This window comes from Chryseobacterium sp. SNU WT5, from assembly GCF_007362475.1.
In the GTDB taxonomy this organism is placed as follows: Bacteria; Bacteroidota; Bacteroidia; order Flavobacteriales; family Weeksellaceae; genus Kaistella.
Genome location: NZ_CP041687.1, coordinates 2504907 through 2524360, shown reverse-complemented (window position 1 = coordinate 2524360; position 19454 = coordinate 2504907). Strand labels below are relative to the sequence as shown.

Annotated in this window: 16 protein-coding genes and 1 tRNA gene; 12 read left to right on the top strand and 5 right to left on the bottom strand. The window is 34.5% G+C overall.

Features of this window, described 5'->3' with window-relative positions; genetic code table 11:
* Positions 1-86 precede the first annotated feature (86 nt).
* The 9 genes from FNJ88_RS11940 (at position 87) to fsa (ending at position 8184) form a co-directional block, all read left to right on the top strand.
* A complete protein-coding gene (locus tag FNJ88_RS11940) occupies positions 87-1019 on the top strand; it encodes a hypothetical protein (protein ID WP_143853392.1) in 933 nt (310 codons plus the stop codon).
* Positions 1020-1107: 88 nt separating this feature from the next.
* Complete coding sequence (locus FNJ88_RS11935; protein WP_228414527.1) at positions 1108-2250, top strand: NAD(P)/FAD-dependent oxidoreductase; 1143 nt, start codon at positions 1108-1110, stop codon at positions 2248-2250.
* Positions 2250-2960, top strand: a complete 711-nt coding sequence (locus FNJ88_RS11930) for a methyltransferase domain-containing protein (RefSeq protein WP_143853390.1) — start codon at positions 2250-2252, stop codon at positions 2958-2960. Before FNJ88_RS11935 ends, FNJ88_RS11930 begins: the two co-directional genes overlap by 1 nt.
* A 172-nt stretch (positions 2961-3132) precedes the next feature.
* On the top strand, positions 3133-4185 hold the full coding sequence (locus FNJ88_RS11925) for a type III polyketide synthase (protein WP_143853388.1): 1053 nt from the start codon (positions 3133-3135) through the stop codon (positions 4183-4185).
* Positions 4179-4976: an SDR family oxidoreductase gene (locus tag FNJ88_RS11920; protein ID WP_143853387.1), complete on the top strand. Its 798-nt coding sequence runs from the start codon at positions 4179-4181 to the stop codon at positions 4974-4976. The genes FNJ88_RS11925 and FNJ88_RS11920 overlap by 7 nt, the downstream gene beginning before the upstream one ends.
* Positions 4977-5405 (top strand): 3-hydroxyacyl-ACP dehydratase FabZ family protein, encoded by a 429-nt coding sequence (locus FNJ88_RS11915; RefSeq protein WP_143853385.1) that lies wholly within the window; start codon positions 4977-4979, stop codon positions 5403-5405.
* A 232-nt stretch (positions 5406-5637) separates the two neighbouring features.
* The gene (locus tag FNJ88_RS11910; RefSeq protein ID WP_143853383.1) at positions 5638-6912 is read left to right on the top strand and encodes a beta-ketoacyl-[acyl-carrier-protein] synthase family protein; all 1275 of its coding nucleotides are present in this window, start codon (positions 5638-5640) and stop codon (positions 6910-6912) included.
* A gap of 19 nt (positions 6913-6931) precedes the next feature.
* On the top strand, positions 6932-7186 hold the full coding sequence (locus FNJ88_RS11905) for an acyl carrier protein (protein WP_143853381.1): 255 nt from the start codon (positions 6932-6934) through the stop codon (positions 7184-7186).
* 344 nt (positions 7187-7530) lie between these two features.
* Positions 7531-8184, top strand: a complete 654-nt coding sequence (gene fsa, locus FNJ88_RS11900; RefSeq protein WP_143853379.1) for a fructose-6-phosphate aldolase — start codon at positions 7531-7533, stop codon at positions 8182-8184.
* 125 nt (positions 8185-8309) lie between these two features.
* Here fsa and FNJ88_RS11895 read toward each other — a convergent pair whose 3' ends face one another.
* Positions 8310-8486, bottom strand: a complete 177-nt coding sequence (locus tag FNJ88_RS11895) for a histone H1 (protein ID WP_143853377.1) — start codon at positions 8484-8486, stop codon at positions 8310-8312.
* Between the two features lie 195 nt (positions 8487-8681).
* Here FNJ88_RS11895 and FNJ88_RS11890 point away from each other — a divergent pair, with 195 nt between their 5' ends.
* The 3 genes from FNJ88_RS11890 to FNJ88_RS11880 are packed head-to-tail and all read left to right on the top strand — an operon-like array spanning position 8682 to position 10208.
* Complete coding sequence (locus tag FNJ88_RS11890; protein WP_143853375.1) at positions 8682-9314, top strand: NAD(P)H-dependent oxidoreductase; 633 nt, start codon at positions 8682-8684, stop codon at positions 9312-9314.
* Between the two features lie 31 nt (positions 9315-9345).
* On the top strand, positions 9346-9780 hold the full coding sequence (locus FNJ88_RS11885; RefSeq protein ID WP_143853374.1) for a MarR family winged helix-turn-helix transcriptional regulator: 435 nt from the start codon (positions 9346-9348) through the stop codon (positions 9778-9780).
* A 5-nt stretch (positions 9781-9785) separates the two neighbouring features.
* Positions 9786-10208: an organic hydroperoxide resistance protein gene (locus tag FNJ88_RS11880; protein WP_143853372.1), complete on the top strand. Its 423-nt coding sequence runs from the start codon at positions 9786-9788 to the stop codon at positions 10206-10208.
* Between the two features lie 391 nt (positions 10209-10599).
* Here the strand turns inward: FNJ88_RS11880 and FNJ88_RS11875 are convergent.
* The 4 genes from FNJ88_RS11875 to FNJ88_RS11860 form a co-directional block, all read right to left on the bottom strand.
* A tRNA-Arg gene (locus FNJ88_RS11875) sits at positions 10600-10673 on the bottom strand.
* A gap of 59 nt (positions 10674-10732) precedes the next feature.
* Complete coding sequence (locus FNJ88_RS11870) at positions 10733-12511, bottom strand: TonB-dependent receptor (RefSeq protein ID WP_143853370.1); 1779 nt, start codon at positions 12509-12511, stop codon at positions 10733-10735.
* Between the two features lie 133 nt (positions 12512-12644).
* Complete coding sequence (locus FNJ88_RS11865) at positions 12645-15608, bottom strand: tetratricopeptide repeat protein (protein WP_143853368.1); 2964 nt, start codon at positions 15606-15608, stop codon at positions 12645-12647.
* A gap of 210 nt (positions 15609-15818) precedes the next feature.
* Entirely contained in the window at positions 15819-19367 is a 3549-nt protein-coding gene (locus FNJ88_RS11860) for a T9SS type B sorting domain-containing protein (protein WP_143853367.1), read from the bottom strand.
* Positions 19368-19454 lie beyond the last annotated feature (87 nt).

The following is a 19454-nucleotide window of genomic DNA, read 5'->3' as shown; positions in this document are numbered from 1 at the left end:
AAGTAATTAATTATAATTGAACCTTGCGGAAACGTGAGGTTTTTTGCTTTGTTTAAATTTGTATCTTTCTTTTCTATAATTTAACTATGAAATTCATTATTCTGTTTTTGGGTCTGTTTCTGATCTTATCGTGTGAGAAAAAAGATCTGACAGACCAACAAATATTAGAAATTATTCATGCTGATAAAAATTACAAGGATCTGGTATTAAAAACAGATTTTTGGACCGGTGAAAACTTCATTGATTCGATTAAATCTTTTAGAAAAATAATTGCGAAAGAAAATCTAAAACCAATCTATAAAGCCGATTTCAATCAGGATGGAAAACAGGATTATTTGGTCAATCTGGAATATCCAAAAGACAGTTCTGGCAACGTTGTCAAAATGTATATTGATCCAGATGGCGATACCAAGAATTGTGTTGTTTTGCTAAGTACCTCCAACGGATATAAAATTTTAAATTCAGGAAGGAAAGGCGTGTACGCGATCTTCTCTGCCAAAACAATAAATTATAATGATCAGAATTTAATTAAAGTATTAAATTTCAAACCAAGATTTGATGATTTAAATGACATTTTGAAGTTTGATACTTTAATGATCAGAAATAATGAACTTACAGAATTTGTTAAAACAAAAAATAATCATTTAATTTCGGAAATCATTTTTACCCAGTTCGGTGGTTATGTACCTGGAGTATACTATACTTTGTCTTTAAAAAAAGATTCAATTATTTTAAATTCAAAATTTTATAAAAATTTAGAAGGTAATTTCTTTGGAAATAATAAGCAGGATTTTGAAAATTTAGATTCATATCTTAACGGTATTGATTTCAAAAATTTAAAAGAGAAATATTTCATTGACTGTTCTGATTGTCCTGCCACAGAAATTAAAGTAGTGTACGATAACGGAAAAACTAAAACCATCTACGATTATGGTGAGCGCGGTTCTCTAGGGCTAGTAAAGTTTTACGCAGCCGTTCGCGCTATAATGGAAAAGCAGAAGTGGCAAAAAATTGATTAGAAATTCTATGCTCTTTTTAAAAATGATTTTTAGACCGCCAAAACTTTTGTGACTTTTGTGGTTTATATTCTTTACTTTTAATAAAAAATTGGACGGTTCAATTACAACATCCAAAGTCATCATTATTGGCGGCGGTTTGGCAGGTTTAACAAGCGCGATTCACCTCTCAAAAATGGGAGTTGAAGTCATAGTTATTGAAAAGAATCACTATCCAAAACATAAAGTCTGCGGCGAATATATTTCCAATGAAGTCCTTCCCTATTTCAAATGGCTTAACGTAGATATTGAGGATTTAAAACCGACCCACATTACATTTTTACAATTTTCATCAGAGTCTGGAAGAACCATAGAAACGAAACTTCCACTCGGTGGTTTTGGGATCAGCCGTTATACTTTGGATCAGGCACTTTATTTAAAAGCGTTAGCTCAAAACTGTGATATTATCGAAGATCAAGTGAATGAGGTTATTTTTAAAGATGACCTTTTTGAAGTTCATTTGGCTTCCGGAAAAATTTTGACCTCGAAAGTCGTTTTGGGTGGATTTGGAAAAAGATCCAATATAGATGTAAAAATGAGACGGGATTTCATCGAACAGAAATCGCCTTGGTTAGCGGTGAAGTCTCATTACAAAGGAAATTTTCCGGATGATGTTGTTGGCTTACATAATTTTAAAGGCGGCTATTGCGGTGTTTCAAAAGTTGAAAATAATTTGCTCAATATCTGTTATTTGACTAATTTTAAATCGTTCAAGAAATTTAAAAACATTGAAGAGTTTCAGCAAAAAGTAATCTCTCAAAATCCTCATTTAAAAAACATTTTAGAAAACTCTAAATCCGTTTTTGAAAAACCTTTGACGATCAGTCAGATTTGTTTTGAAAAAAAAGAAAACGTCGAAGATCATATTTTAATGATGGGCGATACTGCAGGACTAATTCATCCCTTATGTGGAAACGGAATGGCCATGGCGATTCATAGTGCTAAGTTAGCTTCAGAACAAACGATTAGTTTTTTAAAAGGTGAAATTTCCCGTCAGCAAATGGAACAGAATTATTCTGCAAACTGGAATAAAAACTTCAAACAAAGATTATGGTATGGCCGAATTTTAGGTAGTATTTTAGAACATTCAAAACTCTCTGAAGTTTTGACTAATTTAATAACTTATCTTCCTTTCCTACTTCCGATCATCATTAGAAAAACTCACGGAAAAGAAATCAAAATGACTCAAAATTAATGGCTTTAGATACCACGTACAGAACAGATCTTGAAGAATCGATGGATGATTTTTCGATGGATAATGAAGGGTTGGTCACCGCTTTGGATGACATTGCGCGAATTAATCAATTGCTCGGTGGAAACGCTGTGACTTTAGAAGGCGTTCAACATTTAATTAAAGATCTTCGAAAAGACCAAACCATCACCATTATGGATTTTGGTTGTGGAAGTGGCGATATGCTTCGAATGCTTTCAAAATTTGGAACTCAAAATAATCTAAAATTTCAGTTGATCGGCATCGATGCCAACGAAGCGACGATTCGCCACGCTGAAAAATGTTCAACCGATTTTAAAAATATTACCTATCTCGCCGAAGATATTTTTCTTTACGATTTCTCAAAATATAAAATCGATATCGCTTTGATCACTTTGACTTTACATCATTTCAAAGATGATGAAATTCTAAAAATACTGCGTGTTATTTTAAATCTGGTCAAAAAAGGAATCGTCGTCAATGATTTACAGCGAAGTAAATTAGCCTATCGCTTGTTTCAAATGATTATCTTTATTTTCAGATTAGAAAAAATGACCGCGAATGACGGACTGATTTCTATTTTAAGAGGTTTCAAAAAAGAAGATCTACAGAAATTCTCAAAACAATTAGGTCTAAAAAAATACAGCATCAAATGGAAGTGGGCTTTCCGCTACCAATGGATCATTAATAAATAAATTAAAACCACAAAAGACATATAAGTTTTTGAATGGCAAGCTGAATGATATATCATTGCAAAAGTGCACAAATCTTGACTAAAATTAATAAATTTTCTCTTTTGTAAACTTCTTTAATAATAGTTATCATCATTCCTCTTTTGTGACTTTTGTGGTAAAACATATTCAGTATATGAGTGTAAAAATAGTTACGGTTGCCAAGCAACTTCCAAAATATTCCCGAAAAACTTCTGAAGTTTTACCATTTCTTGATCTTTGGTTAGCAGGTCAGGAAAGCCGCTTTGTACGGAAAGTCAAAAAGATTTTTGAAGGTGCCGCAGTTGATGAAAGGTATTCCATTATGGATCCGGCCGAAGTTTTCACTGCAACATCTTTTGAAGATAAAAATGATATTTATGCCCGTGAAGTCGTTATTTTAGGCGAACAAGTTTTGGACAAATCTTTGAAAAAAACCGATTGGGATCCACAATCATTGGACTATATTATCACCGTAAGTTGTACCGGGATTATGATTCCTTCGCTTGATGCTTATCTCATTAATAAATTAAATTTACGCCAGGATATCGTTCGTTTGCCCGTTACCGAAATGGGTTGTGCAGCCGGCGTTTCTGGAATTATTTATGCCAAAAATTTTTTGCAGGCAAATCCGGGGAAACGTGCTGCTGTGATCGCAGTAGAAAGTCCGACCGCAACTTTTCAATTGGAGGATTTCTCAATGGCAAATATTGTGAGTGCAGCGATTTTCGGCGATGGCGCGGCATGTGTGCTTTTATCATCAGAAGAAAACGCAGAAGGTCCGGAAATTCTGGCGGAAGAAATGTATCATTTTTACAACAATGAACACATGATGGGTTTCAAACTGACGAATTCTGGATTGCAAATGATTTTAGATATTGAGGTTCCTGATACAATTGGCGAACATTTTCCAAATATTATTCATCCGTTTTTAGCCAAACAAAATTTAGAAATTAAAGATATTGATTATCTTATTTTTCATCCAGGTGGAAAGAAAATCGTTCAAATGGTAGAAGGTTTATTTTCTGATTTGGGTAAAAACATTGATACGACGAAAGAGATTTTAAGACTGTATGGAAATATGTCGAGCGCGACAGTGCTTTATGTTTTAGAAGAAATTATAAATCAAAAACCGCAGAAAGGTGAGAAAGGTTTAATGTTAAGTTTCGGACCTGGATTTTCTGCACAACGAGTTTTATTGCAATGGTAAGAAGATTTGAAAATACCAATTATTGGGCTTTAATTCTGGGTGGAAGTTCAGGATTAGGATTAGCTTCTGCAAAAAAATTAGCTTCCGAAGGAATGAATATTTGTATTATTCACCGTAGTTCTCGTGCGGAAATGGAAAGTATCAATGAAGAATTTACTTTAATTAAAAATCAAAATATTCAGTTTTTAAGTTTAAATAAAGACGTTTTAAATCCAGAACATCAACAGGATATTTTAACAGAATTAAAAACCGCTTTAGGTTCAGCTGGAAAAACTCGTTGTCTTTTGCACAGCATTGCTAAAGGAAATTTAAAACCAATGATCGGCTCAGAAAGCGAAAGTCTTTCGACCGATGATTTCTGCATCACGCTTCAGGCGATGGCAACAAGTTTATACGATTGGACGAAATTAATATTCAATGAAAAATTATTTGCAGCAGACGCAAGAATTCTCGCTTTTACAAGTGAAGGAAGTTCAAAACCTATCAATAATTATGGAGCAGTTTCTGCCGCAAAAGCAGCTTTGGAAGCAATCTCCAGAAATATCGCTTTAGAATTTGCACCTTTTGGTTTAAGATCAAATTGTATTCAAGCCGGAGTTACTGATACAAGATCCTTACAAATGATTCCGGGAAGTGAAGAAATAAAAGAACATACTAAAAAGCGCAATCCTTTTAAACGGTTAACAACGCCCGAAGATGTCGCGAATGTGGTGAGTTTATTATGTCAGGATGAAGCCGCTTGGATTAATGGTTGTGTAATTCCCGTCGATGGTGGCGAACATTTAAGTTAAATGAATATTGCAGAAATTTTAGAAAAACTACCATACACTACTCCATTTTTATTTGTGGATGATTTGGTTAGCGTTGATGAAAATGGCGTGACCGGAACTTTTACTTTTAAAGAAGATTTAGATTTTTATAAAGGTCATTTTAAAACTCAACCAATTACACCAGGAGTTATCTTAACCGAAACCATGGCACAAATCGGATTGGTTTGTTTAGGTATTTTTCTGGTTGGAGATGATCTGACTGAAGAAAGTCAGATCGGTTTAACTGCAACTGAAATCGAATTTCTAAAACCCGTTTTTCCGGGTGAAAAAGTTACTGTAATCTCAGAGAAAATATATTTTAGATTTAACAAGTTAAAATGCAAAGTGAAAATGTTGAATGAAAAATCAGAGATCGTTTGTGAAGGAACAATGGCGGGAATTATTAAATAGTTTTTAATAGTACAAGTTTCGCAAAATGTCGCGCACAGATTCCACAGATATTCACGGATGCAGCAGTTTAAAAATCTGTGGAATCTGTGTAAATCTGTGTGAAAAATAGCAATAGATATTAAGTAAAACACCGCATAGATTGCATTGATTTACGAAGATTCAATACTTAGAAAATCTGTGTTAATCTGTGAAATCTGTGTGCAAAATAGTAATATAAATTAGTGTAAAAACAATGAAAGAAATCCGCGTAGTCATAACAGGTTTAGGTGTCGTTGCACCGAATGGCGTTGGTTTGGAAGATTTTAAATCAGCTTTAAAAGAAGGTCGTTCTGGAATTCAGTTTGATCAACAATTGGCCGATTTGCAGTTTTCCTGTCAGGTTTCCGGAACTCCGCCCATTGATAAAAATAATTTACACCAATATTTCACTGATTTAGAATTACGAAATTTCAATTCGACCGGAATTATGTATGGCGTTATTGCAGGTTTAGATGCTTGGAAAGACGCAGGTTTAGAAATCTCAGCCGGTGAAAATCCGGATTGGGATAGCGGAACTATATTTGGTGCTGGAACTTCTGGAATTGAAAAATTTCGAGAAAGTATTTATAAAATTGATGCGCTTCAAACAAGAAGATTGGGAAGTACCGCCGTTTCTCAAACGATGAACAGCGGAATCAGCGCTTATCTTGGTGGAAAATTAGGTTTAGGAAATCAAGTCACCACCAATTCTTCTGCGTGTACAACAGGAACAGAAAGTATTTTAATGGCTTTCGACCGCATAAAAGCGGGAAAAGCAAAAAGAATATTAGCCGGAAGTACGAGCGATTCCGGACCGTATATTTGGGCAGGTTTTGATGCGATCAAAGTTTGCAATTTTAAATCTAATAATAATCCAAAATCTGCCTCTCGTCCGATGAGTGCATCCGCTGCAGGTTTTGTTCCCGGAAGTGGCGCTGGTGCTTTGGTCGTGGAAGATTTAGAATCTGCTTTAGCAAGAAATACAAAAATTTATTGCGAAATTTTAGGAGGAAATCTAAACAGCGGCGGTCAACGCGGTGGCGGAAGTATGACTGCTCCGAATTCTACTGCCGTTCAAAAATGTGTAAAAGATGCAATTTTAGATTCTGGAATTGAAGCAAAAGACATCGATTTTATCAGTGGACATTTAACCGCAACTTCAAAAGACAGCACCGAAATTCAAAACTTAGCCGAAGCTTTAAACCGTTCGGGTAAAGATTTCCCTTATATCAATTCTCTCAAAGCTTTGACAGGCCATTGTCTTTCTGCGGCAGGGAGTATTGAAGCCGTTGCGGCGATTTTGCAACTGAATGAAAATTTTGTCGCTCCCAATATCAATTGCGAAGATTTGAATCACGAAATTACGGCAATCATTAATACTGATCGTATTCCGCAGCAACTTTTAGAAAAAGCAATAAATATTGCTGCGAAGGTAAGTTTTGGTTTTGGCGACGTTAACGGATGTGTTATCTTTAAAAAATATTCTTAATAAATTTCAATTACAAAATATGAACAAGGAAGAGGCTATTCAAAAGTTAAAATCAATCGTAAAACCTTATGTCAAAAATGAGGAAGCTTTAAATACTATTAATGAAAACACAGATTTCATCAATGATCTGAACATCAATTCGGCTAATTTGGTAGATGTTGTTTTAGACGTAGAAGAAGTTTTTGATATTGAAATCGATGCGGAATCCATGGAGAAAATGCGCGATGTAAAATCTGCATTAGTTGTGATTGAGGAGAAACTGGCTGCGAAATAATTTTTTAATCGATTTTATTTCTAAAAAATATTAAACACAAATATACCAATGATTTCACGAATGACACTTTTGCACAAAAATTTCACCATTAAGTTTTTGGGTTAAAGCGTTAAGATTATTAAGATTTCGTTCGTAAATTTAAGACCTGCTGATGCGCACTTTTATATCTGAAAGTAATTACAACTTATTATATTAAAGACTCGTTTGACTTATATGTCAAGTATCTAAAAACATAAAAAACTTTTGTGACTTTTGTGGTAGAAAAAGATTCACCATTATTTTAGAACTTAAATCTCTTTTTAGTTGCACCCGAAAATCTTACCTTTGCAAAAACAAAAAGTAATATGAAATTTTTTATTGACACGGCCAATCTTGAGCAAATTAAAGAAGCGCAGGATTTAGGAATTTTAGATGGAGTTACCACCAATCCTTCATTAATGGCAAAAGAAGGAATTAGTGGAAAAGAAGCAATTCTGAACCATTACAAAACTATTTGCGAAATTGTTGATGGAGATATCTCTGCGGAAGTTCTAAGCACTACTTATGAAGAAATGATCAAGGAAGGCGACGAATTAGCAGCGATTCACCCAAACATCGTGGTAAAAATTCCAATGATCAAAGACGGTATCAAAGCTTTAAAATATTTCTCCAACAAAGGGATCAAAACAAACTGTACTTTAATTTTCTCAGCCGGCCAAGCCTTATTGGCGGCGAAAGCGGGAGCTAATTATGTTTCTCCGTTCTTAGGAAGATTAGATGATATATCTGTAGCTGGAATGAACCTGATCGAAGAAATCAGAATTATATTTGATAACTACATGTTCGATACAGAAATTCTTGCAGCGTCGATTCGTTCGCCAATGCATATTATCAACTGTGCTAAAATCGGTGCAGATGTGATTACATCGCCGCTAGATTCAATTCTTAATTTATTGAATCATCCATTGACTGATAAAGGTTTAGCGCAGTTTGTTGCTGATGCTAAAAAAATGGGATAAGAAAAAATTTATCTTGTTAAATATATAAACCGTCTGAAATTTCAGGCGGTTTTTTCGATTAATCTCTTTATATTCCTCAAAATTTGTAAATAAAAAAACCAGCTAAACAGCTGGCTTAAAAGGTCTTATTTCTTAGATTCTTCTACAGAAACTTTTCTGAAATCCTTGAACAATTTGCTTAATTCTAAAGCTGATTTACGAGCTCTGGTACCCGCTGCTTTGTTTCCTTTTTCTAATTGTTGGTTTGATTCGGTTGTGAATGTTTCAAATTCAGCGTTGATTTTTTCAATAAGTTCTTTCATGTAAATAAATTTAGGCTGCAAACATAGGATTTATCGAGGATATTTGCCTAAGATCTATGGGAGAAATTATAAAAATTATTATTTTTATTCACATTATTTATTTTTACAATCAACATCATTTTTAAATTAAATTGTGTACAATTTAATTGTTCGTTATATTTGCAGTTCAAAATTAAAACAATAAATATTTAAAGTATGTCATTAATAGAAGATTTAAAATGGAGACACGCTGTAAAAGCTTATGACCCTTCAAAAAAAGTTGCAGCAGAAGATCTTGATAAAATATTAGAAGCAGCGAGATTAGCACCTACCTCCTCAGGACTTCAACCTTTCCGTATCATCGTGGTAGAAAACCAGGAATTGAAAGAAAAAATGGTTCAAGGTGCTTTGAATCCTGAAGTAATGAAAGACTGTTCTCAGGTTTTGGTATTTGCGGCCTGGGATCGCTATTCTGATGAAAAAATTGATAAAGTATACGACTACCACACTGATGTGAGAGAGTTGCCAAGAGGCAGATTCGGCAGTTATACCGATAAACTGAAAGAAATATATAATGCTCAAACTGCTGAAGAAAACTTCGCACACACGGCAAGACAAACGTATATCGCTTTAGGACTGGCAATGGCTCAAGCAGCAGAATTAAAGATTGATAGTACACCCGCTGAAGGTTTCAGCAATGAGGTGGTAGATAAAATGCTCGGTTTGAAAGAAATGGGATTGAAAAGTGTAAGCCTTCTCTATCTGGGATATCGAGATCTCGAAAAAGATTACCTTTCTCATATGAAAAAAGTGAGAATTCCGATGGAGGAATTTATTATTAAAAAATAATTAATTGATTTAATACTTTCAATTTCAAATAATGAAAAATTTAGACACCCCAAAATTAGGAGATCAATTATGTTTTCCATTTTATTTGATCGCCAAAGAAATTACGGGGATGTACCGCCCTTTCCTTGAGGAATTAGATATCACCTACTCTCAGTATTTGGTCATGATGGTACTTTGGGAATATGAAAGATTGACAGTGAATCAAATCGGTGAAAAGCTCTATCTGGATAGCGGAACTTTAACACCTTTATTAAAAAGACTCGAAGCAAAATCCTATATCATCAGACATCGAAAGAAAGAAGATGAACGTGTAGTAGAAGTTTTTCTTACGGAGGAAGGAAATCAACTTCAGAAAAAAGCCTGTATAATCCCAGGAAAAATGCAGGAAAAACTCAATTTATCAGAAGCTGATATCCTGGAAATGAAAGTAACAATTAATAAGTTAATGCAAATAATAGAAAAATAACAAATATGAAAACATTATATACAACAAGCGTCACCGCAAAAGGTGGCCGCGACGGACATGTTGAAAGTGAAAACGGAATTTTGGAATTGGATGTAAAAACACCAAAAGCTCTGGGTGGGGCAAATGATGATTTCGCCAATCCTGAAATGCTTTTTGCAGCAGGATATTCAGCATGTTTTGACAGTGCTTTAAACCTTATGATCAAGAAATCAAAGATGGAAACTGGCGAAACTACCGTGAAAGCAAAAGTAAGCATTGGTCAAATTGAAAACGGCGGTTTTGGCTTGGCGGTTGAATTAGATGTAAATGTGCCAGGCGTTTCCTTAAGAGACGCTCAGAAGCTGACAGAACAAGCTCATCAGGTTTGTCCTTACTCCAACGCCACCCGAAATAATATTGAGGTTAAACTTTCTGTGACCAATAATTAATTCGATATTATTTAGAGTTATTTTTAAAGCCATCATTATATATAGAAAATTAAATCGAATAGAAGATTTAATTGAAAATGAAAACGGCAGAACGTGTTATAGTTTTGCCGTTTACTTTTGAACATTCAAGGAACTTTCCTACGGCATAAAACCTTTGGTGGACCTAACCCTACCCGAATTCTTTTGTCTTATTCGGTTTAGAAGATTTGATATCTAACCTTTGTATAGTCTTCCATCTTTGTTATTCTTTAAAACATATAAAAAATATTCCATTTAAAGATGATTATAAAAATAACATCTAATTTACTAGACGAATATAAAAATTCGTATGGTTAATTCTTCTCGTATTAAAACAAAGAAGGATAAAAAATTAATTTTATCCTTCTTTAAGTGACCGCGAAGGGATTCGAACCCCCAACCCTCAGAGCCGAAATCTGATATTCTATCCAGTTGAACTACGCAGCCATTTTTATAATTAAAAATTGATGATTAATAATTAATATTTTTAATCACATTATTCTTCACTAAAAAGAAATCTTCACTCCTCCCAAAATCTGTGCTCCCAAAACTTTATAACCTTTGTAAGTTTGATACTTGGTGTTGAGTAAATTGTTTCCGAGTGCGAAAATACTGAAATTTTTGTGAACTTTGTACTCTACAGACAAATTTAAATCAGCAAATCCGCCAACTTTGTCATTTCTGTTCTCTGAAGAGATAAATATGTTAGGATTAATGCCATCATTATTCACTTCAAATGAATTCGTAGTTTGATCCGTCGCAAAAATTGCTTTTGCTCCTAAACTTAACTTTTTATCCAACATTGTATATTTTCCTCCAATACTGGCTCTCACCAAAGGTTTGTTGAAAATATTCTCATTATTATCCAAATTGTATTTTTCAAAATTCAACTCAGCATCCAAAGCCAGGTTTGCCAAAGGGAAATACTGCACACTGGCTTTTGCCTCACTCACTGTTCCATTGTCATAAACAGAAGAGAATGTATTGGCATAATCATACGCGAGGCGGTTATAATCAACTACATCATTAAATAATCCGTTCGCTTTAAAGAACAGAATATCGTTCATTTTCCCGAATCCTGCACTGAAATCATATTTGATATTTTGATCAATATCTCCACGCAAACCAAAGTAGAATTTATACTTGGTTTCTGTCGCACGCAGTTCCTGATCAGAAACCAAATAAGGATTCTGCTCCAGTAAATTAGCGTAGGTATTTAGTTTTAACCCCCCTGTAATTCCTGCGTAAAACTTGAATTCATCGGCTGCTGCAAACTGTAATTCCGCTTTTGGAAACCAGTAGGTTTTACTATTTTTCACCTGTTCAGCCAAAATTAAATTTGAATTCTTCGCATTTAAAAACGAAAAGTCCGAACCGATCATTAAATAAGATTTTCCTTTAAAGAAAGTCATTTTCGGCACTAAAGTCGCATTCAGGAACTGAGACGAATTTTTGTTAAGTAATTCAAAATCCGTTTTCACGGTTTCTACATTCACGCCCAAATCAGCATTAAAATTAACATCATCAAAAGCCGGTAATTCTACTCCATGCTTAGATAAATTCAACATCACTTCTGCCTGATTTTCCTTTGCATTAAAATGATCGCTTAGAAAGGACGATTTCAGGCGAACATCATTTAGAATATCATTGGAGTAAAAATCATAATAACCGTTAATCTTAATACGATTCGTTTTCTGCTTTAAATCGATATTATTTGAAGAAGGGGTAAAAGCATAAATTCCGTAATAATGATAATCTTTTAAACCATAATCAGCATTCACGCTCAATTTCCCTTTCTCACCATAAGAATTAAGATACACGCCAACATTCCCCGAATTTTGTTTGGAATTCCAGTCATACACTTTTCTTAAACCAGTCGTAGAAAGGAAATGAACATCTCCGCCTACTTCCAGTCCGTTTTCTAACTTGGTTGAAATATTCCCGTCTGCCAGAATTTTTCCGTAATTCCCCATTCCGAGTTGGAAATAGTTATTTTGATATTCCGCATCAAATTTGGGCGAAATATCTTCACCCTGAATCAACGACGTTTTAAAATCTGACGATGCCGGAACGTTCGTGATATCATAAGTTGGTGGATTTGCAGATTTTTCTTCAGGTGGATAATTTTTTTCTGCTTCAATGGAAGTTTTCTTTTTCTCGATCTTCTTCACTTCCGGTTCCCGCTTTCGGTCTAAAATCAATTTTTCTTCCTTGATCTGGGAAAAAACTGCAGTTGAGGAAAATAATAATCCGATGAAAAATATATGCTGAATTCTTTTGTTCATTTATTTTGTTTTTTTGACCTATCAATGGTTTACTTAAGTTTCAATGGGTTTCACCCATTGCTCTTTTATTGTGCCACTTCGCAGCTCGCCGGTGTTTACACAAAGCTACGTCTCTTGTCTAATGTCTAAAAATCTATTTCTTAATTTGCTTTTTTAAATCTTTGGCTTCTGCAACAATTTCCGGGAAATCACCGTAATTGGCGATGATCTGATCCGCGGTATAACTCGCCTGGTAATTATCTTTCAAACCGATATAATTCCTAACCATTAAAACCAAAGATTTTGCGCCCCAATATTCTTCAGAAGCATAATTATTGGCCAGTTTGAAAATAGTTTCATTGGAGGATTTAAAAGCTTTTCCTTTGTTTTGATAAAACGCTTTTGCGTATAAAGCTTCTGCGGCAACCTCGGTATTAGAAGATTTTTCTAAAGCAGTGTACGCCGTTTTTGCCTCGTTATCTTTTCCATTATTCATCAGACTTCTGGCTTTAATTACTTTGGCTAATTCGTTCACCGAAGCTGAATTTTTAGGGTTTTGCAAAACCAAATCAGCCAGCATTTCTGCTTTTCTGAAATCTTTTTCGTCCGCATAAATCTTCATTAATTCAAAATTGGCGAAATTTTTCACATTTACGTTAGTCGAATTAGAAAGCGACACTAAATATTTCTTCGCCTCATTACTATTATTCTGTGCGATAAAAATCTGTGCAATTCTGGTTTGCGCATCTTCCTGATAATCATTCTGTACATTTGCAACTTCCTGTAAAACCAACAACGCTTTCGTGGAGTTACTCGTTTGGAAATAACTTTCACCCAATTCATATTGCGCCTGATATAAACCTTCGCCCGTTGGATTCTGCGTTAGATATTTTTCAAATAAAGGAATTGCATTTTTGTAGTCTTTATTGGCGTAGAACGTTTTCGCACGATTCAGATTAATTTCGTCAATTTCTGAAGCATCGATCCGAACGCCTAAACTTTGGGCAAAATTCTGATAACCGGCAACATCATTATTTTTAATAAAGATCGGTCTTGCTGCCTGAACAATTTTACTGGCAAAAGCCGTATTTTTATACTGATTTCCAAGGGACTTTAATTCAGATAAGGCTTTGGAATCTTCGTTTTGATCGATATAATTCTGAGCACGATAAATTTGAGCATTCGCTACCAAATCTTTATCAGTACTGGTTTTAATAACCTGTGTAAAATAATCGTTCGAGTTTTTGAAGTCATCATTTGCCGCATATGCCGTTCCGATCTCATATTGAGCATCGTCAAAATATTCTGAGTTTTTATACTGGGTTTGCAACTTCTTCAGTTCTGCGATCTTTGCAACAGTATCCCCTTTAAATCCTAAAGCCATCGCTTTCTGGAACATCGTGTAATCATCAGCACTTTCCGATTTATCATAAATAGCGATCGCTTCATTCAGATCATTATTCGCATAATAGGTATCTGCCAACCGTAGTTCTGCATCATTTTTAAATTCCGGTTTTGGATTATTTAAATATGCCTTGAAATATTCTTTAGCTTTGTCAAATTTCTTTGATTTAAAGTACGCGTAACCCAGATCATAATTCAGCTGCTGTTTTTCCGGAAAGTTTTCGGTCTGCAGTTTTTCGAAACGAACGATCGCAGAAGGATAATTTGATTTCTGATAATAAGTTTGCGCCAACCAATACAAGGCTCTGGAATTAAATTCCTTATTGATATTAAATTCTAAACTTCTTAAGAAATATTTTTCAGCAGCGTCTAAATTTCCTTTGTTGAATTCTTCTGTTCCAATTAAGTAAGAAACTTCCTGATCTACTTTATCCGTTTCTGGTGTTGAATTTGGCATTTTGTCGATGGCTGCCAAAGTTCCTTTGTAATCACCGGAATACAGATAAGATTTCACCAAAAGTGATTTCATTTCTTTCGTATCCGGACTGTTTGGATATTTTGAAATATAACTTTGAATGACATTTGATGCGGATTCAAATGGATTCCCGAGTTCATAACTCAGTTTAGCATATTGCAAATGTGCGAGTTGCTGAACTTTCGGATCGTAAGTCATTTGATACGCCGACCGGAACGCAGAAAGTGCTTCCTGTTTTTTACCAACTTCTAAATAAGCATTTCCCAACTGGTAATATGCGTTTTGAGAAGTCGCCGAATTGCTGTTCAATAACTGATTATAATAAGAAACGGCTTCATCATATTTTTTAAGATGTGCTGAAACAAATCCCATTTCATACAGATCACTTTCAGATGGTTTTCCTTTGCTTTCCAGATAAATTTTTAAGTGTGGATAAGCAGAACTGTAATCGCCTTTCATAAAATAACTTTCACCGATCATTTTATGAACTTCGGCTTTATAATCTGCTGAAATATTTTCGTTAAGCAATGAATTTCCTTCTAAAATTGCTTTATCGTAATCTTTGTCGTTGAAATATAACTGCACGTAATAAGGTTTTACAACGCGTGCGTATTTCTCGTTATCTTTGATCTGATCAAAAAAGGTAAATGCCTGATCATTTTGTCCGTCTGCATAATACAGATGACCCAACATATAAGCGATATCGTTTTTGTCGGAACCTTCGCTTGTTTTGTACGCTTCTTCTAAAGCTTCGATCGCCCCTTGAGAATCGCCGGTCATGAATTTCGCATAACCGAGTTTCATGATATACTGTGTATTTTCTTCTCTTGAAAGTTGATATTGATTTACGTTTTTCAACGTTTCCAGGGCTTTATCAAAATCCTTTTGAGCCAAATAAAAATCTGCCAATGGTAAGTTCGCCTGCGCAAAATAAGCCGAGTTCGGATACTCTTTAATAAAAGCATCTAACCCTTGCTCTGCATGATTCTTTCTTAAAATAACACCAATGACATTATCAAAAAACTGAGCCGCTTCTTTCTTTGAATTGGAGAGATTCTCATTGTAGAAATACTGTCGTGCATATTCAAACTGAGAAGCGTTATAAATTTTATTTTGGTATAGGTTTTCTGCGAGATTGAAACGGTAATTTTCGCGGTCGCTAAAGTATTGAGATTGTTGTGCCTCGGATAAGCCGAAATAGAAGATGGCCGTGGCTATTAAGATTTTCTTTGAATTCATTTAATCCTGATTTTCGGGAAGTTTTTAGGAACATGTATAGCACTGTAAGAGCTTCTAACACTAACAGCGCTTTTCCACATTTAATCAACGAAAATAAAGAAAAGTTATTGCTTATACAAGTTTATTTGTTGGTTGTGGATATGTGGATAACTTTAAAATTATAAGTTTAAGATGCGATAGAAGATTCAAGATTTAAAATTAGAATCTGCTCTAATCTCTGTTCTTCAGCAAAACCCAACCTTGACGCTGGTCCGTTTTTTGGGTCACAGAATCGTACCACGAAACAACATACCAATACGTCGAAGTTGGCAAACTTTTGCCGTTGTGCCTACCATCCCATTCGCTTTTATTTGGATTAGTGGATTCAAAAATTTTGGTTCCGTTTCGATCGACGATCACAATAGAAACCTGTTCCATTTTATCTAAATTATCGATTTTCCATACGTCATTTTTGCCGTCACTATTGGGTGTAAATGCATTATTGATCTTAATAAAATACACGGTTTGTGGTGGACCAAAACATCCCGTTGCAGATTCTACCTGAATGACGTAAGAAGAAGCGGTCGGATTTTGTAGCACATTAGAATTTTGTGGAATTCCGTTAAAATAGTATTTGTACGGTTTCGCACCACCTTCGGCGATCACTTCAATGGAAGTATTGGTTTGGTTGATGACTTTAATTTTTGGCTGATTCTCATCAGAAATTGTAAAGTTGTGCGTGTAAGGACAACCATACTGACCGTTATGTAATGTTACGGAATAAGTTCCTGCCTCAGTGAAAGTACCGAATCGTCCGGTCTGCCCATCACTCCAGACGATAGAATCATTTTCCGGACCTGCATCGATGGTCAATGTTTCGCCGTAACAAATAAAATATGGATCATCCTTTAGCGTCGTAGATTTTGAAGGAATATTCACTTTTAAATTAATTTCTGCTACCGTTGGACAGAAAGTAGGAATCGTAATTCGAACATAAACGGTTTGAGCAAAAGCAATTTCATTCGTATATGTTGAACCGATGGATTGACTCAGACTGGCATCTTTAAAATATTTAAAAGTCGCTGCAGGATCTGTCGTAAAATCTGATTTTTTCGAATCTAACTTAAATGCTGTTTTTCCATCGAAATCTGTATCGCAAAGTGGGTAATCGATTGCTGTTGCATCTAAAGCCGAATTTCCACCTTGAACAAAATTAACTGTTTGAGGATCAGAAATACATCCTGTAGTGTTATCTTTCATTAAAAAGTCAACCGTTACCGGCAAAGAAGACAGATTGAAATTATTAGGAAGTGGATCACGCGAAAGATCGGTGAAAGTATAATTTGAAGAATTATTGATTACTTGATTTTTAAAATCATCAATAGCGTAAGTGAGTTCTGCACAAATTAAAATCTGCGATTTGATTGAAACAGGTTTCTTATATTCTATTAATTGAAAATTAATTCGGTCAGAGCATTGTAGATTATTGGTTGCATTATAAACAAAAACCATATAAGGTTGCAGGCGAACTGAAAGATCATAATTTTCCCATTCAGATTGAGAAAGTAAATTTCCCGCATAATCATAATATCGTATTTCTGAATACCGAGTCCAGTTTCCTATATAATCATTGATATTAGTAGTTAAATTGAAAACCGTGGTTCCACATTGGGAATATTTAGTTTCTGGCGTACCTTTTATTAAATCTGGTTTAGGATAAATTTTTAAATCTAATTCTGGAATTGTATCTGCAACACAGTTTGTAGCTGTATTTTCAATTTTAATAAAAACTTTTCCACTTCCACGGTAATTTAAATTGACAATTGGGTTGGTCAGTGCCAAATCAGTGAAAAATGTAACTTTAATATCTGGTGAATATTCTAATTGAGCTTTGGTAATATTTAAATCAAAGTATTCTGTACTGCTATGACAATGTTCAGGAAACTGAGAATATGGTTTAATTTCAATTGCAGGATAAAAATTAAATTTTAATTTCACCACTGATTCGCAAGTCACATCCGGATGTTTTATTTTGACAAAAACCAGATTATTAAGTTGTGGATTTACAGAAGTTTTGGTCTGATAAGACATTCCACCATCTATTGAATAAGTAAACTGATAATTTTTTTCCGTAAAATATTGATTCTCGAAATTAGAGAGATTGTAATTATCTGTTCCAAAACATAAATCACTTGCTACATATTCTGAATTAGTTAATGGTAAGGAAATAAAGGTAAGATCAAATGTTTTGGTGAAAGGACATGATGAAGTTGTACTCAAACTTTCTGCAATAATTGTAATGGTTCTCTTTACATTTTCATCAATTACAAAATTAGTAGGATTAGCGATATCAACACCGTTTTCCTGAAACTTCAGGGAATATTGGGTAGGATTTGCTGCGTAATAATTGTATAAATCAACAGTCGTTTGTGTACTACCATCGGTTTTACAAATAAATTTTGGACTGTCATTAAATGGTGGGAAAGTACCATTCAATACTAATGAAACTGGGGCAGAATCTAAGCTACACAAACCTACAGAACCATTTCGTATTATCTTTACAACATAATCACCGCTTGAAGTACCTGATAATTTATTAGTGGAGGATAAAATGGTTGTACTTCCTACTTTTCGCCATTCATAACTAACATCAGGAATCGACGCTGTTTCCAAATCAATCTGTGCACAAGTAGAATTTACCGTTGTAATTACAGGAGTTTGCAAACTTTTAAATAGAACTTGGTCAGAAACGCTTGCGCCAATTTGAGTTCCATTATCCGGATCAACATAAGTAACTACCACTTTTAAAACATCATTATCATTTGGTGCAAAGTCATGTAAAGTATTAGAATTCGTTCCCACAGGATTTCCGTTATTTGTCCACTTAAAAACTGGAGTCAATTTTTGATTGGGTGTAAAAAGCCAGGCTTTCCCTTCACTTTTCCAAGGCCCATTATTATAATCAGAAGTGGGCTTAGAACTATGTTCCGGAACTCTAAATTTCGATGCATCTTCATTCTGAATCCCTAATATCGCGTTGTATTTTATTTCATTTTTACCATTTACATAAATAACAATTCGACCATCTTCCAAAATTAAAATATAACTGTAATATCCTACACTTGAAATATCACCTGTTCCGTTAGTTCTGATCTGATTTTGAAAAGAGACCAAAAGTCCTTTTACTGCTCCGATCATAACATTGTTATACAGATAAGTTACGCTTGAATTTACAGAACGATCGACCAAATCAGTATATCCAAAAAATATCTGCGCAAGATTTAGCTCTTTTAACGGATCATTTTGGTAAACTTTATTATAATCCTTAGATGGTAATGCCGAATAGCTATTATAACCGGTAATACCACTAAATGTACGATCTTTATAAACTGTTTTATCTTTAAGATTATCAAGAGCTGCATCATTGGTAAAAACTAAACGACCGTTGCTTCCCATCACTACATTGGTGTAAGTTTTTCCATAAAAACTAAAATTGAATCCAATTGGAAAAGCTTCACTAAAAATACTGGAACTTGCCCCGGGAAACTTAATAGGAATAGAGCCTGCGCCTAGTTGATAATCGCTTGGGGAAACGCTCGTTATCGCGTAATCTCCGGTAGAGCTCGCTACCGCATCTACTTCTAAATCAAATTGTTCTGCAGGACAGAAATATTGAGTTTGCGGATAACCTAGTTGATCTGCTGGATTAAATAAATTGACTGACTGGCTAAAACCCAAAGAAAATATAAAAAGAGATAAAGAAAAGTAAATTTTGGGCATGCTTTCAATTTTTGGCAAAAATACGTTATTTATACAAACAGAATAAGAGCCTATTTTAGTATAAAGGTGCTAAAAAATCATCTTTTT

Coding starts and splice junctions, on each gene's coding strand:
- fsa (WP_143853379.1), top strand. CDS start 7,531: ATGAAATTTTTTATTGACACGGCCAATCTTGAGCAAATTAAAGAAGCG.
- FNJ88_RS11885 (WP_143853374.1), top strand. CDS start 9,346: ATGAAAAATTTAGACACCCCAAAATTAGGAGATCAATTATGTTTTCCA.
- FNJ88_RS11910 (WP_143853383.1), top strand. CDS start 5,638: ATGAAAGAAATCCGCGTAGTCATAACAGGTTTAGGTGTCGTTGCACCG.
- FNJ88_RS11890 (WP_143853375.1), top strand. CDS start 8,682: ATGTCATTAATAGAAGATTTAAAATGGAGACACGCTGTAAAAGCTTAT.
- FNJ88_RS11925 (WP_143853388.1), top strand. CDS start 3,133: ATGAGTGTAAAAATAGTTACGGTTGCCAAGCAACTTCCAAAATATTCC.
- FNJ88_RS11915 (WP_143853385.1), top strand. CDS start 4,977: ATGAATATTGCAGAAATTTTAGAAAAACTACCATACACTACTCCATTT.
- FNJ88_RS11865 (WP_143853368.1), bottom strand. CDS start 15,608: ATGAATTCAAAGAAAATCTTAATAGCCACGGCCATCTTCTATTTCGGC.
- FNJ88_RS11895 (WP_143853377.1), bottom strand. CDS start 8,486: ATGAAAGAACTTATTGAAAAAATCAACGCTGAATTTGAAACATTCACA.
- FNJ88_RS11880 (WP_143853372.1), top strand. CDS start 9,786: ATGAAAACATTATATACAACAAGCGTCACCGCAAAAGGTGGCCGCGAC.
- FNJ88_RS11940 (WP_143853392.1), top strand. CDS start 87: ATGAAATTCATTATTCTGTTTTTGGGTCTGTTTCTGATCTTATCGTGT.
- FNJ88_RS11870 (WP_143853370.1), bottom strand. CDS start 12,511: ATGAACAAAAGAATTCAGCATATATTTTTCATCGGATTATTATTTTCC.
- FNJ88_RS11930 (WP_143853390.1), top strand. CDS start 2,250: ATGGCTTTAGATACCACGTACAGAACAGATCTTGAAGAATCGATGGAT.
- FNJ88_RS11905 (WP_143853381.1), top strand. CDS start 6,932: ATGAACAAGGAAGAGGCTATTCAAAAGTTAAAATCAATCGTAAAACCT.
- FNJ88_RS11860 (WP_143853367.1), bottom strand. CDS start 19,367: ATGCCCAAAATTTACTTTTCTTTATCTCTTTTTATATTTTCTTTGGGT.
- FNJ88_RS11920 (WP_143853387.1), top strand. CDS start 4,179: ATGGTAAGAAGATTTGAAAATACCAATTATTGGGCTTTAATTCTGGGT.